Source organism: Labilibaculum manganireducens (genome assembly GCF_963665805.2).
GTDB classification, from domain to species: Bacteria; Bacteroidota; Bacteroidia; order Bacteroidales; family Marinifilaceae; genus Labilibaculum; species Labilibaculum manganireducens.
In genome coordinates, this window is sequence record NZ_CAXXEE010000003.1 from 1252218 (window position 1) to 1266940 (window position 14723).

Here is a 14723-nt window from a genome sequence, read left to right on the forward strand (position 1 = left end):
AATGAAAATACAAAAAAATTAAATGAGATTATTCTTAACAGCAATATTATCCCTTTCATTTATCTGTGCAACAGCTCAGTATAAATCTGATGCAAATAATAAATTGGAACGGGAACTTCGATACCAACCGGACAATGATGGTTTTGTTATCCTTAACGGGAATAAAAAATTTAATCGGGCGCTTTATGGAGGACACAGTGCATTTCGTGTAGAGACCGGAGATGTGCCTGAGTTTGGTTTTTTTATGCCAAATATGGGTGGAAATCTTCAATTGGGTTTTGTGAACGGGCAAAACAGCGTCTGGTTAAATAGTGCTTCTCAAATTAAAAGTACTTATTATCCGGGATGTCGAATTTACGAAATACAGGATTCTTTTATCAGTAATGGTATTATAAAACTTGCGGTATTGGCTTTGGCAGATTCTGATGGGATGATCATGAAAATTGAAACTGAGAACATCCCTGAAGGTATTGAACTTTTATTGATGTATGGCGGGGCAAGCAATAAACGGTTTTCGCGAAATGGGGATCTTGGTGTGGATAAACCGGACTGTTTTGATTTGCATGCCGATGATTGTTTAGGTAATGATTATAGCATTTACAAGAACTGTTTTTCGTTGGACTATGGACAGAACACTAAAAACCCCAGATCTATTGAAGCTTGTTTTCCTGCAGATTCAAAGCTAAAAACAGGATCTCCGTTCTCTTTAGATTCTCCCATGCAGGTTTGGAACTCTAAAGTATCTGATAATAAATCTGTTTTGGTGGCAAAAATACCGTTGGAAAATTCGGTAAAAAAGTTTGTGTGTATTCAGTTGAAGAGTGATAAATCTTTAAATTATAGTGATTTAACGGAATGGTACGATCAGGCAGAAGCAAGAAGAAAAGAAATTGCAAATGCAGTTCAAATAGAAACGCCGGATTCTTTTATTAATCCATTAGGAGGTGTATTGAGTACTGCTGCCGATGCCATTTGGGACAATTGCTGGATGCATGGAGCCATTGGTTGGAGGATGCCGCTTAATGGCTGGCGGGCTGCTTATGTTGGAGATTGTGTTGGCTGGCATCACAAAGCTAGGCAGCATTTCGATAATTATGCAGCATCGCAAATAACCGATATAGAACCATCAATTCCTCATCCGGCTCAGGATTCCTCTTTGAATTTGGCAAGAGCTGAAAAAAAATGGGGGACGCCAATGTATAGCAATGGTTACATTTGCCGAAATCCAAATCAGACAACAAAAATGCATCATTACGACATGAACCTGTGTTATATTGATGAGTTGCTTTGGCATTTGAACTGGACAGGCGATTGGGAATATGCCAAAAAAGTTTGGCCGGTTATCAAGCGCCATCTGAAATGGGAAAAATTAAATTTTGATCCCGATAACGATGGCCTGTATGATGCTTATGCAAGCATTTGGGCAAGTGATGCTCTTTATTACAACAGTGGTGCAGTTACTCATTCTTCGGCATACAATTACAGGGCGAATAAAATGGCTGCATTAATAGCTTCAAAAATTGGAGACGATCCGCAAGCTTACATTGTTGAATCTGAAAAAATAATGAAAGCACTTAACTCAAAACTTTGGTTGACTGAGAAAGGATGGTGGGCAGAATACGTTGATTTAATGGGGAATAAAAATGTTCATCCCGATGCAGGTGTTTGGACAATTTATCATGCCTTGGATTCTGATGTATCAGATATATTTCAGGCTTATCAGGCCACAAGGTATATCGATACTGAAATTCCTCACATTCCTGTTAAAGCCAGGGGATTGAATGATGGGATCAATTACGAAACCATTTCTACAACGCATTGGTTTCCATATTCTTGGTCCATTAATAATGTGGCTTTTGCCGAGGTGGCTCATACAGCACTTTCTTATTGGCAGGCTGGTAGATACGATGAGGGTTTTAAACTGTTCAAAAGCTCGGTTTTAGACGGAATGTATTTGGGAAGCAGTCCCGGTAATATCGGACAAATTAGTTATTACGATAAAGCCCGCGGAGAATGCTACCGCGATTTTGGTGATCCTGTTGGAATGTATTCCAGAGTATTGGTGGAAGGATTATTTGGAATTCATCCGGATTTATTAAACAACCGGCTGGAGCTTCGTCCCGGATTTCCTTCCGGATGGGAGCATGCAAGTATTGCTACTGCTGATATTACTTTGAAATTCGATAGGGAAGAAGAAACGGATACTTACTTGATTAGAAATAAACTGGCTGAAAAGGTAAATCTGGAATTAAAAGTGTTGGCAGTAAGAGACCAAATTTCAGAGGTTTTGGTTAATGGAGAATCAAAATCATGGTTGCTTGTTGAAAATATTGGAAGTCCTTTGATTCAAATTAATGCTGAAATAAAAGATAGTGCGCAGGTTCAAATCATTTGGAAGGGTAAAAATCTTAAAAAATCAGATTACCAAAAAATAGGAGTGGCTGATGATCAATGGAAATTTAGCACAACAAATAAAATTGCAGCTATTTACGATCCTCAAAATGTATTGAATCAGGCATCTGTGAAATCCAAATCCATTTCGGGACAATTAGTGGGTGAAGTAGGAAACCGGACTTTATTCGTACAATTAGAACAAGGTCAAATGAAATGGTGGGAACCGGTAAATATTGAAATTAAAGATGCATTTGATATTTCTTACAATGCCGAAGATGAAGAACTGGCCTTTTCAATCACCAACAATGGCAACAAGTTATTTTCGGGCAATGTGATGGTAAATCAGTTTTCAATTTCGTTGTCAGTTGAAGCAGGACAAACATCAGCTTTAATTGGAATTCCGGATACTTGTGCTGTATTTGGCAGTAATCGTCTTCAAATTTTGAATGATGATAAGTGTTTGTTTCAAAAAACAATCACCAATTGGAATGTGAAAGCAAATTCCGGTAATTATAAAATGGTGAATATGGATCAATTTTTTAATGCATCTGTATCGGATATATTTAAGCAAGAATATTTGTCGCCAAGATCGCCTTATACCACTTTGCAAATTCCAACACAGGGAATTGGCGAATGGTGTCATCCGACCCATACAGCAGAAATTGATGACAGTGGATTAAGAGCTTCTGCTAAAAATAGCCTTCTAAATACACCATTTCATGTTCCGTTTCGCACGATTTGTGATTTAGAAAGGAAAAACATTGTTTTTACCAGTTTGTGGGATAATTATCCAACGAAAGTGGATATTCCGGTATCAGGAAAGGCACGACATGCCTATTTTATGATGGCTGGAAGCACAAACCACATGCAATGTCATATCCCAAATGGACTCATAAAAGTTCATTATACCGATGGCACTCGCGAAGAATTGAATTTAGTGAATCCGGATAATTGGTTCCCAATAGAGCAGGATTTGTATGTAGATGATCACGCTTTTGCTTTGAAACGACCAGCTCCATACCGAATAGCTTTTAAAACGGGAATTGTCAGCAGGAATTTGGGTGAAGAATTAGGGATAAGCAAAGACGAGGTATATGGTCGTGGGATAGATGGCGGTGCAGGTATTTTTATTGATTTGCCTTTAAATTCATCGAAAGAATTGCAAAGCATAAGCTTGGAAAGTTTGGCAAATGATGTTGTTATCGGATTAATGGGAATTACTTTATTAAAATAAATATTCAACGATCTATTGTTTGACCATTGAGAAATAGATTTAAATAGATGAAACGACCATGTATAAAGCTTTCTACACACAGGAACTGATTATATGGTAAGTTCCATCTGACAAAAACCTAAAATTATAAACAGATGAAACGAGCCATGAGAAGACTTTTCTCACACACGAGGATGGCTAAGTTGGCGAATTCTCCCGAAACAAGTTCGGGACAGGCTATATGGTAATAAAAAACAAATTTAGACAAATGAAATACAGGTTATTATATACTTTTTTTTTGCTTTTTGTATTCTTTAATACTTCGGCAAAAGTGTCATTACCAGCTATTATTTCAGATAATATGGTATTGCAGCAACAATCAGAAATAAAATTGTGGGGCAAAGCCTCTTTTGGAGAAAAAATAAATATAAACACCAGTTGGGGAAAGAACTACTTTACTACAAGCAGTAAAGATGAAAAATGGAGTCTTATTATAAAAACACCAAAAGCATCAGTAAATCAAACTATTACTATAAAAGGTGAAAATACAATTGTTATTAAAAATGTATTAATTGGTGAAGTATGGTTATGCAGCGGGCAATCAAATATGGATTTTCCGGTAGACAAAAAACTCAGGTGGCAAACAGGAGTCGTCAACTATGAGGAAGTTATTCAAGAAGCTAATTATCCTGAGATCAGATTATTTCATATCGATCAAAAATTATCACCCGAGCATGAATTGGATAGCTGTAGTGGGCATTGGGACATTTGTAATAGTGAATCCGTAAAAACGTTTTCTGCTGTGGGCTATTTTTTTGGACGTAAACTTTACCAAAACCTCGGTACTCCAATAGGTCTAATTCAATCTACATGGGGAGGAACTCCTGCCGAAGCATGGACAAAAATGGAGGTGATGGAACATGATTCTGTTTATGCCGCTTTAATTAAAGAATTTTATTCTTCGAGAGATCATTACCCCGAAGACCTACAGCAATACGAAACAAATCTAAAAAACTATGAGCTGGAAGTTGCCAAATTAGCTTCTGATAATACGGATAAAAAGATAAAGAAACCATCCAAACCCAAAGGTATCTATCACAACAAGGCTCTTTCAACATTATGGAACGGGATGATCCATCCAATTATTAACTATTCCATAAAAGGTGTGGTTTGGTATCAGGGCGAATCCAACTCCATCAGATATAATGATTATCAGCATGTGTTTACCAAAATGATTAAAAGTTGGCGTACAGAATGGCAGCTGCCGGAAATGCCTTTTTACTTTGTACAAATTGCACCCCATTACAAACAACCGCCACAAATTCGTGAAGCTCAGTTAAAAACATGGCAATCAGTAAACAACACAGGAATGGTAGTGATAACCGATGCCGGAGATTCAATTAATATTCATCCGCGTAACAAACAAATTCCAGGAGAGCGTTTGGCAAACTGGGCTCTGGCAAAAACATATAAAAAGAAAATACCCTATTCAGGACCAAGATTTGTATCCATGAAAATAAAAAACCATCAGGCTGTACTGTCTTTTGATTTTTGCAATAACGGACTTATGTGCCCAAATGATTCCATAAAAGGTTTTACGGCAGCATCTTCCAATGGTGTTTTTTATCCTGCCAAGGCGACAATAAATGGGGGAAAGATAATTGTATCATCAGAACAGGTAAATAAAATTGAAAATGTAAGGTATGGATGGGACAATTTTTTTAGGGCTGATTTATACAATATAGAAGGACTGCCTGCATCTCCTTTTAGAACTGACACTACAAAATAAAACGATAATTATTACAATATGAGAACAATAATTCTTTATTCACTACTCCTGATAAGTCAGCTAACACAAGCACAATCAACAGCTGTTCAGTTTGCCGATTCGGAGATGAAACGATTTCCGGAAGCCTGGCAGTTGGATCATGGTAAGAGATTGTATTTTGGTTATTCGCAGGGCTTGGGATGCCTTGCAATGTTGAAAGTATGGAAGGAAACCGGCAACAGAAAATACCTCGATTATGTCATCAAATGGGCCGATTCGCTTATAAATGAAAATGGAGAGATTCATTTATACAAAGTTGAATCGTATAACATCGACTACATTAATTCCGGGAAAATTCTTTTTGATGTATATAAACAGACTGGAAATGAGAAATATAAATTAGCCATGGATCGGCTAATTCAGCAACTAAAGATGCATCCCCGAACACACGAAGGAGCTTTTTGGCACAAGCTTATTTATCAGCATCAGGTTTGGTTGGATGGTTTATATATGGGAGCTCCTTTTTTAGCTCAGTATGCTGTTACTTTTGACCAACCGGATTTGTTGGATGATGCTATTAATCAGTTTGTAATATGCGCCAAACACACCCGAGATGCGAAAACAGGTTTGTATTACCATGCATGGGATGAGAGTCATAATCAGAAGTGGGCTGATAAAATAACCGGTCAGTCACCAAATTTTTGGGGAAGAAGTATGGGCTGGTGGTTTATGGCTCTGGTTGATGTATTAGATTACGTTCCTGAAAATCATCCGCAAAGAAAAAACTTACTGAATATTATTGATGGTGTGGCCGAAGCACTGTCGAATTATCAGGATGAAACAGGATTATGGTATCAGGTTTTGGACCAGGGACATAGAGAAGGAAATTATTTGGAAGCTTCTGCTTCTTCGATGTATATGTACGGTTATGCAAAAGCTGTAAATAAAGGCTACATCAATAAAAAATACCGAAAAACAGCACTTAAAGCTTACAATGGCTTGATGAAAAACCTGATTGTAAAAAATGAGGATGGCACATTAAGCTTAACCAAATGTTGTGCCGTTGCTGGTTTGGGCGGAAAACCATATCGAGATGGCAGCTTCAATTACTATGTCAACGAAAGAATTAGAGATAACGACAGCAAAGCTACCGGACCATTTATAATGGGATGTCTGGAGTTGGAGAAATAAAGAATCACTAAAAAAAATAAAATGAAATTATTCACGAAATATATCTGGTTTATACTTTTAGCGGGTTGTTCCATGGGGGGACAAAACCCAGAAAATGAGTCTTATAGATTTTCATATTTGTATGAAAATTTACCTTTTAACATGCCTTTCGTTTATGCACCGCAGTTTCCCGATCGGGAAATAAACATTACCTCCTTTGGAGGTATTGGTAACGGGCAATTCAAAAATACAGTGGCATTTAAAAATGCCATAGATGATTTGGCTGAAAAAGGTGGTGGAACTTTGCTGGTACCTCAAGGGATATGGTTAACAGGACCAATTGAACTGAAGAGCAATATTAATCTTCGTCTTGAAAAAGGAGCTTTGATTCAGTTTAGCCGGGACTTTAACGATTATCCATTGGTGGAAACCAGTTTTGAGGGACTCGATACACGTCGTTGTCAATCACCTGTATCAGGAAAGAATCTTAAAAATATTGCGATAACAGGACAAGGATGCATTGACGGATCCGGAGATGCTTGGCGACCAGTAAAAAAACAAAAGGTTACAGAGAGTCTGTGGAAAAAAATAACAGCAAAAGGAGGCGCTTATAAAAGAAGTGATTATTGGTTTCCCAGTGAAAAATCGCTTAAAGGTGATGGTGTAAGCAATATGAATGTTCCTAGGAACTTAAAGACAGAGGAAGAATGGCAATCCATTAAAGATTTTCTGCGTCCGGTTATGATTAGTTTGATTGAATGTGAAAATGTGCTTTTGCAGGGAGTCAGCTTTTCAAACTCTCCAAGTTGGAATATACATCCGTTACAATGCAAAAATATAATTATTGACGACATAACGGTAAGAAATCCATCGTTTGCTCAAAATGGTGATGGACTTGATTTGGAATCCTGCGAAAATACCATTATCGTAAATAGTAAATTTGATGTTGGTGATGATGGTATCTGCATTAAATCGGGAAAAGATGAAGATGGACGCAAACGTGGAATTCCGACCGAAAATGTGATTGTTGATAATTGTTTTGTGTATAAAGGCCACGGTGGTTTTGTGGTTGGTAGTGAAATGTCCGGCGGGGTTAAAAATATTAAAGTTAGTAACTGCTCGTTTTTAGGTACTGATGTTGGATTGCGTTTTAAAAGCCGAAGAGGAAGAGGCGGTGTTGTTGAGAACATATATGTTTCAAACATTAGCATGCAAAATATTGTTACCGATGCGCTTTCTTTCAATTTATATTATGGCGGAAATTCACCCTCTGCAGAGCTCATAGGAGACAAAAAGTCTGATGTGGAAGCAATAAATATCCCTGCTGTAAATGTAGAAACGCCAAGTTTCCGTAATCTTTATTTTAAGGATATTGTTTCTGTAAATTCACGACGGGCTATGTTTTTTAATGGTCTGCCGGAAATGAAAATCAGTGGTATTCAAATTGAGAATGTTTATATGTCGGCTCAATTGGGTGGTAAATTCTGTGAAGCGGAAAATATTAGCTTGAAAAATGTTTCTATTTCGCCGCTTTCGGGACCGGCTGTAACCGTCGAAAATGTTTCAAACATAGAGTTTGACAATGTTTCATATCCTGATAGTTTGAAAACAGGATTGGAAATCTGGAATACTGATATCAATCAGATTAAGGGAATAACAGGCAGTTTTCCAAAAGATAAAATTGAATTGAAGAACTGATATTAATAGAATAGAAAATCAATTAATAATTAGAAAAACAGACAGATGAGTTGGAAACAAATAAGTTTAATAGGAATATTCCTGATGATATTTATTTCAAGTATGGGGCAGGATTTTGAGCCAGATCTTTCGAAGTGCGATTGGATTACTGATGTAGGGGCTAGAACACAACCAGTTTCAAGAGGAGTAATCTACAATCCTTCTGATTTTGGAGCTGTTGGAGATGGAGTAACGTTGTGTACCAAATCCATACAGGCATGCATCGATAAATGTGCTGAATCGGGAGGTGGTGTTGTTCGATTTAAAACAGGTATCTACCTTTCAGGATCGGTATTTTTAAAATCAAACGTAATTCTCGATATTCCTAAAGGGGTGCAGATTTCAGGAAGTCAGGATCTTAAAGACTATAAAGAAATTCCAACAAGAGTGGCAGGTATTGAAATGGATTGGCCGGCAGGATTAATTAATATTATTGATCAGCATAATGTGGCCATTACTGGTGATGGTGTTGTTCATGGCAAAGGAAAAGTATTTTGGGACAAATATCACAGCATGCGGGACGAGTATAACCCGAAAGGTTTGCGTTGGGTTGTTGATTACGATTGCAAAAGACCAAGAGGTATCATTATCGAGAATTCAAAAGATGTAACGCTGAAAGATTTTGTATTGTATCAGGCTGGTTTCTGGTCTGTTCATATTTTGTATTCGGAGTATGTAACTGTTCAGGGGATGACAATTAATAATAACATTGAAGGGAAAGGACCTAGTACCGACGGAGTTGATATTGATTCATCAAGCAGAATTCTGGTGCAAAATTGCTATATAAATTGTAACGACGATAATTTTTGCTTAAAAGCAGGCCGGGATTCTGATGGTTTAAAAGTAAATCGTCCGTGTGAATATATTGTGATTCGTGATTGTATTGCCGGCCGAGGCGATGGTTTGTTTACTTGCGGAAGCGAAACCTCAGGAAGTATCAGAAATGTGCTGATATACAACATGAAAGGATTAGGAACTAAATATGGTTTGCGTTTTAAAAGTACTTCGCAAAGAGGGGGTACAATCGAAAATATTTACATGTATAACATCCAAATGGATGGGGTAAGGGATCCGTTTGTTGTGAACTTAAATTGGAATCCATCCTATAGCAATTCAAAATTGCCAGAGGGTTATAATTATGAGGAGTTACCGATTCATTGGAAAAAATTATTGGGGGTAGTACCACCTGAAAAAGGCATGCCTAAATTCAAAAATGTATTTTTTGAAAATGTTCATGCCATTAATGCTCAAACGTGCATAAAGGTAACCGGTATGGAGGAAAGTACCATTGATAATTTTCAGTTCAAGAATGTTAGCTTCGAAGGTGAGAATGCAGGAAATATATCCTTTGCAAGAAACTGGAAGTTTACTGATTTTAAAGTGCGGGGAGTAAAAGAAAATAAGTTAAAACTTAGCAATAATAAAGATGTAAGTATTAAAAACTAAGTTGCTATACACAATGGATTTAGCTTTTAGTATATCTAAGTAAAGGAAAAGAGGCTGTCTTAAATAGATGGTCTCTTTTTTGTTTTCAACTATTTTGTAACGGTTCCACGCAGTTCTGATGGATTTTGTCCTACTTTTTTCTTAAATATCCGGCTAAAATAATGGATAGACTGAAAGCCGAGTTCGTAACTGATTTCTTTCATCGATTTATTGGTTGTTAGAATCAGTTCTTTTGATCTCATGATTTTTAAATCCAAATGATATTGGTGGGGGGAGATCCCTGTATATTTTTTAAACATCTTTCGAAAGTAGGAATATCCAATGCAATTATCTTCTGCAAGTTTTTGAAGATCTACCTCTTGTTCAATATGTTCCCGCATGTAAAAACGAGCTTCCTGAATCAGCTTTTCAATAGGTTTTCCAGAGAAGTTTTTTTGCTTTTCCCAGGCAACTATACATCCCAGTAATTTAATCACCAGTCCGGCAGCAATGTGCTGGTTTCCTGGATCTTCGTTTCGAACCAGCTCGAAAATTTTGTAGTAAGTATCAATAAAATCTTCGCGCACACCGCAATGGATAACCGATTGTCCTTGCAGAATTTGATTTTCCTGCAAAAAGTGGTTCGCAAACATGCCGTCAAAACCAATGTAATGTTCAAGCCAACCTTCATTTTTGGTAGGTCTGTAGCGATGCCATTCCCCTTTTCGGATAATTAGTAATGAACCAGGCTTAACCGCAAATTTTCCCCGGGCGTTTTCGAGTGTCCCTGTTCCTTTTGTAATGTAGTTAATCTGATATTCATTTAGAGTGCGCCCTTTGGCCCATGAAAAGTGATATCCACTGGGATGTTCTGCAGAGGGATAGCTGATTCCTGAGGGGACTTTTGATTTTCCGGCCACATTTAAATAGAGTCCCCAATCCTTGTCTTCTTCACTTGCAGATATGTATTTGAAAAAATCTTCCATTATTGGTCCAAAAAGTGCAAATGAAACGCCAGTTTGTGTATTGAAATTATGTAGGTGTCAATATACATTTGTGTTTCATATTATCAGAATATAACAAAAACAAAAATACCAATTAAATCAAACTAAATCCGAAAATATGCACGCGTTATTAGGAATTATTTATCATTCATTAGGTGGAGTCGCATCAGGTAGTTTTTACATGCCTTTTAACAAAGTAAAAGGCTGGGCATGGGAAAGCTTTTGGATTGTTGGCGGTTTATTCTCATGGTTAATTGTACCACCAATAGCAGCATATTTAACGATCCCAGGCTTTTTTGACATTATCTTAGCCAGTTCACCTCAGATTTTTGCTCTTACATTTACATTAGGTCTTTGTTGGGGAATTGGCGGCCTTACTTATGGTTTAGGTGTTCGTTATTTAGGCATGTCATTGGGGAATTCGGTGGTTCTTGGATTTTGTTCAGCTTTTGGCGCAATAGTTCCTTCTATATATTACAATATTAATCCAACAGCGGGGAAGGTTTCTTTTACCGATATGTTGGCTTCTTCAGGGGGACAATTAGTGTTAGTTGGAGTAGTTGTTTGTCTTGTTGGTATTGCCTTGTGTGGTTATGCAGGAATGTTGAAAGAAGGTGAGTTAAGCGAAGAGGATCAAAAAAAGAGTGTTGCAGAGTTTAGTTTGGTGAAAGGTTTAGTGATCGCTATTTTATCTGGTATCCTTAGTTCATTTTTTAATTTTGGTATTGAAGCAGGTAAAACCATGGCCGAATCGGCAGCCTTATTACCCGATTATTTATTCGAAGGTTCAAGTCACTTGTTTCAAAACAATGTATCATTTGTAGTGATTCTTTGGGGTGGTTTAACAACCAATTTAATATGGACTACCATTTTAAGTTTAAAAAATAAGTCATATAAAGATTTTGGAAATAAATCGACACCTATCCGAAATAACATCTTGTTTTCAGCACTGGCCGGAACTACATGGTTTCTTCAGTTTTTCTTTTACGGAATGGGCGAGAGCAAGCTTGGGAATGGTGCAAGTTCATGGATTCTACATATGTCCACCATCATTCTAACCGCTAACATGTGGGGAATCTACCGAAATGAATGGAAAGGAGTAGCCCCTAAAACCAAATGGACGATAACTATCGGTATTGCCGTAATTATTGTTTCCGTGGTGATTGTTGGTTTGGGGAATGCAATGTAAATGACATTTTTTTTAAGTTTTAGAGAATATTAATTCAGATGATTCACCTGTTTCTGTTGAATTAGAAGAAGTATTTTATTTAGAATATATACGTGTTATGGCAAATAAAGAAATGATTAAAAAGGCCTATGAGTTGGCCAAGGAGCAGTATGCTGCTTTAGGTGTCGATACTGAAGCTGTATTGAATAAAATCAATGAAATTAAAATCAGTCTTCACTGTTGGCAAACTGATGATGTATCTGGTACTGAGAATCCTGACGGTCAACTTTCCGGTGGTATTCAGGCTACAGGTAATTATCCTGGAAAAGCACGTAATGTAACTGAAATTATGGCTGATCTGGAAAAGGTAATGTCATTGCTGCCAGGTAAGCAACGCGTAAACGTACATGCTTTATACGGTGACTTCTCTGGTGGAGCTGCTGATCGTGATGCTATTGAAGTAAAGCATTTCCAAGGCTGGATAGATTGGTGTAAAAAGCAAGGTATTGGTATGGACTTTAATGGTTCATTCTTCTCTCACCCTAAGGCTGACAGTGGATTTACCTTATCTTCTAAAGATGAAGAAGTACGTAAGTTTTGGGTAGAACATCTTAAGCGTACACGTGAAATTGCTGCTGAAGTTGGTAAACAACTAAAAAGCCCTTGTGTATTGAATACTTGGATTCCTGATGGATCTAAAGATACCCCGGTTGATCGTAACGGAATGCGTTCACAGTTGACTAAATCTCTTGATGAAGGTTTCGCAGCAGAATTTCCAAAAGAATACATGAAGGATGCTGTTGAGAGTAAAGTATTTGGTATTGGTGCTGAGTCTATGACTGTAGGTTCACACGATTATTACCTGGGATATGCTATCAAGAACAACAAAATGATTTGTTTGGATAATGGTCACTTCCATCCAACAGAGGTTGTAGGCGATAAGATTTCTTCTTGTCTTCAGTTTGTAGACGAAGTATTACTTCACGTGACACGTCCTGTTCGTTGGGATTCTGATCACGTGGTAACACTTAACGAAGAAGTACAGTTGATCGCTTCAGAAATTGTACGTAACGACTTTATCAGTCGTGTAAATGTAGGTCTTGACTTTTTTGACGCTTCCATCAATCGTATTGGTGCTTATGTAGTAGGAACACGTGCAGCACAAAAAGCGTTTATGATTGCTATGTTGGAGCCTACTTCTACATTAGTGAAATATGAAGAAAACGGGCAGAATTTTGAACGTTTAGCACTTCTTGAGGAGTTGAAAACAAAGCCATTTGGTGCTGTTTGGGATTACTACTGTTTGCAAGAAGGTGTACCTGTTAGCGAAGATTATATCGCAGAAATACAAGCTTACGAAAAAGAAGTTTTATCTAAAAGATAAGTAGAAGGAGCTGGATGATGAAACACATTTGTTTCATTATCTGGTTCGCTTTTTTATAGAATAAAAATTACAATGGATGGAGATTAAAGTAATCGCAGTTTTTGATATTGGCAAAACCAATAAAAAGATTCTTCTATTCGATCAGGTGTTTAATTTGGTTTATCAATACGAAGAGAAATTTTCGACGACAGTTGACGATGATGGTTTTGAATGCGATGATATTCAATTGATTCAAAATTGGATGGTGAATACTTTGAGTGTTCTTGTTGAGGAAGGAAAGTTCGATATTCAGGCCATTAATTTCTCAACTTATGGTGCATCTCTTGCCTTTTTAAACAAAGAAGGTAAATTAGTAACGCCAATTTACAACTACCTAAAGCAAGTAAATCCTGAAATTCAGGAATCACTATTTCAAGAATACGGTGGAATGGATGAGTTTTGCCGTCAAACGGCCAGCCCGGCTTTGGGATTGCTTTTAAATTCCGGAATTCAAGCACTTTGGTTAAAAAAAGAAAAACAAGATATTTGGGAAAAGGTGGAGAATGCACTTCATTTTCCACAATATCTTTCTTTTGTTTTAACCAGACAGATCACTTCTGAACCAACCTCTATTGGCTGTCACACTTTTATGTGGGATTTCGATAAAATGCAATATCACCCATGGCTAAAAAAGGAAGGCTTAAAATTGCCAAAACCTGTTAATAACGATCAGGTTTATCCTGCTCTGATTAAAGGAAAAGAAATTAAAACAGGAGTTGGTATTCACGATAGCTCCGCATCCTTGGTTCCTTATCTTCACAACTCAAAAGAAGATTTTATTCTGGTTTCTACCGGAACGTGGTGCATTAGCATGAATCCATTTAACGATGAGCCTTTAACAAGCGAACAATTAAAGAATGATTGTTTGTGTTTTCTGACTCCTGAAAAGCGACAGGTGAAGTCATCCCGGTTATTTATGGGGCATTTTCATGAAACGTGCATTGCCAGGCTCAATCATTATTTTAACGCAAGTGATAAGTATTTTCAAAATATTGATTATTGTGAAGATGCAGTAAATTCCATCAACTTAAAATTCGGCAGGGCTTTATTGTTTTTCCCCGAAGGAATTGAAAAATTTAGTGAAGGACTCGAAAAAGTGGATTTATCTGTTTTCGCAGATTATGATGAGGCATACACTCGCTTGGTAATGGAATTAACACAGTTGAGTGTTCGTTCTATAGAACTTGTTATTCCGAAAAGGGATACAACAAAAACGATTTACGTATCAGGAGGTTTTTCGCGAAATAAAATATTTGTAAGTCTTCTTACCAATTACTTTACGGATAAAAAAGTTCGTACTTCTGAAATTGATAATGCAAGTGCACTTGGAGCGGCTCTGGTAATTGCCGGAAATATAGAGGGTTTTACGACCAATAAAATTGAATTAGAATCAAAATAAAACATAACAATCTCAAAATAAA

The 14723-nt window shown here is 37.1% G+C and carries 9 protein-coding genes; 8 read left to right on the top strand and 1 reads right to left on the bottom strand.

What is annotated here, in order from left to right; translation table 11 throughout:
• Positions 1-22: 22 nt before the first annotated feature.
• From ACHZAX_RS04740 to ACHZAX_RS04760, 5 genes are all read left to right on the top strand, one after another.
• Positions 23-3628 carry a DUF4450 domain-containing protein gene (locus ACHZAX_RS04740; protein WP_320018223.1) on the top strand — a complete coding sequence of 1202 codons (3606 nt, stop codon included), beginning with the start codon at positions 23-25 and terminating at the stop codon, positions 3626-3628.
• Between the two features lie 247 nt (positions 3629-3875).
• The gene (locus ACHZAX_RS04745; protein WP_320018224.1) at positions 3876-5396 is read left to right on the top strand and encodes a sialate O-acetylesterase; all 1521 of its coding nucleotides are present in this window, start codon (positions 3876-3878) and stop codon (positions 5394-5396) included.
• 18 nt (positions 5397-5414) lie between these two features.
• On the top strand, positions 5415-6566 hold the full coding sequence (locus ACHZAX_RS04750; protein ID WP_320018225.1) for a glycoside hydrolase family 88/105 protein: 1152 nt from the start codon (positions 5415-5417) through the stop codon (positions 6564-6566).
• A gap of 21 nt (positions 6567-6587) precedes the next feature.
• Positions 6588-8243 carry a glycoside hydrolase family 28 protein gene (locus tag ACHZAX_RS04755; protein WP_320018226.1) on the top strand — a complete coding sequence of 552 codons (1656 nt, stop codon included), beginning with the start codon at positions 6588-6590 and terminating at the stop codon, positions 8241-8243.
• A gap of 45 nt (positions 8244-8288) precedes the next feature.
• The gene (locus tag ACHZAX_RS04760; protein WP_320018227.1) at positions 8289-9728 is read left to right on the top strand and encodes a glycoside hydrolase family 28 protein; all 1440 of its coding nucleotides are present in this window, start codon (positions 8289-8291) and stop codon (positions 9726-9728) included.
• Positions 9729-9817: 89 nt separating this feature from the next.
• Here ACHZAX_RS04760 and ACHZAX_RS04765 read toward each other — a convergent pair whose 3' ends face one another.
• On the bottom strand, positions 9818-10693 hold the full coding sequence (locus ACHZAX_RS04765; RefSeq protein WP_320018228.1) for an AraC family transcriptional regulator: 876 nt from the start codon (positions 10691-10693) through the stop codon (positions 9818-9820).
• 136 nt (positions 10694-10829) lie between these two features.
• Here ACHZAX_RS04765 and rhaT point away from each other — a divergent pair, with 136 nt between their 5' ends.
• From rhaT to ACHZAX_RS04780, 3 genes are all read left to right on the top strand, one after another.
• A complete protein-coding gene (gene rhaT / locus ACHZAX_RS04770; protein ID WP_320018229.1) occupies positions 10830-11900 on the top strand; it encodes an L-rhamnose/proton symporter RhaT in 1071 nt (356 codons plus the stop codon).
• Positions 11901-11997: 97 nt separating this feature from the next.
• Positions 11998-13263, top strand: a complete 1266-nt coding sequence (locus ACHZAX_RS04775; protein WP_320018230.1) for an L-rhamnose isomerase — start codon at positions 11998-12000, stop codon at positions 13261-13263.
• 76 nt (positions 13264-13339) lie between these two features.
• The gene (locus ACHZAX_RS04780; protein ID WP_320018231.1) at positions 13340-14701 is read left to right on the top strand and encodes an FGGY-family carbohydrate kinase; all 1362 of its coding nucleotides are present in this window, start codon (positions 13340-13342) and stop codon (positions 14699-14701) included.
• The last annotated feature ends 22 nt before the right edge of the window (positions 14702-14723 follow it).

What these genes read in the sequence shown, in the direction of transcription:
- ACHZAX_RS04740 (WP_320018223.1), top strand. Translation starts at nt 23, where the DNA reads ATGAGATTATTCTTAACAGCAATATTATCCCTTTCATTTATCTGTGCA.
- ACHZAX_RS04745 (WP_320018224.1), top strand. Translation starts at nt 3,876, where the DNA reads ATGAAATACAGGTTATTATATACTTTTTTTTTGCTTTTTGTATTCTTT.
- ACHZAX_RS04750 (WP_320018225.1), top strand. Translation starts at nt 5,415, where the DNA reads ATGAGAACAATAATTCTTTATTCACTACTCCTGATAAGTCAGCTAACA.
- ACHZAX_RS04755 (WP_320018226.1), top strand. Translation starts at nt 6,588, where the DNA reads ATGAAATTATTCACGAAATATATCTGGTTTATACTTTTAGCGGGTTGT.
- ACHZAX_RS04760 (WP_320018227.1), top strand. Translation starts at nt 8,289, where the DNA reads ATGAGTTGGAAACAAATAAGTTTAATAGGAATATTCCTGATGATATTT.
- ACHZAX_RS04765 (WP_320018228.1), bottom strand. Translation starts at nt 10,693, where the DNA reads ATGGAAGATTTTTTCAAATACATATCTGCAAGTGAAGAAGACAAGGAT.
- rhaT (WP_320018229.1), top strand. Translation starts at nt 10,830, where the DNA reads ATGCACGCGTTATTAGGAATTATTTATCATTCATTAGGTGGAGTCGCA.
- ACHZAX_RS04775 (WP_320018230.1), top strand. Translation starts at nt 11,998, where the DNA reads ATGGCAAATAAAGAAATGATTAAAAAGGCCTATGAGTTGGCCAAGGAG.
- ACHZAX_RS04780 (WP_320018231.1), top strand. Translation starts at nt 13,340, where the DNA reads ATGGAGATTAAAGTAATCGCAGTTTTTGATATTGGCAAAACCAATAAA.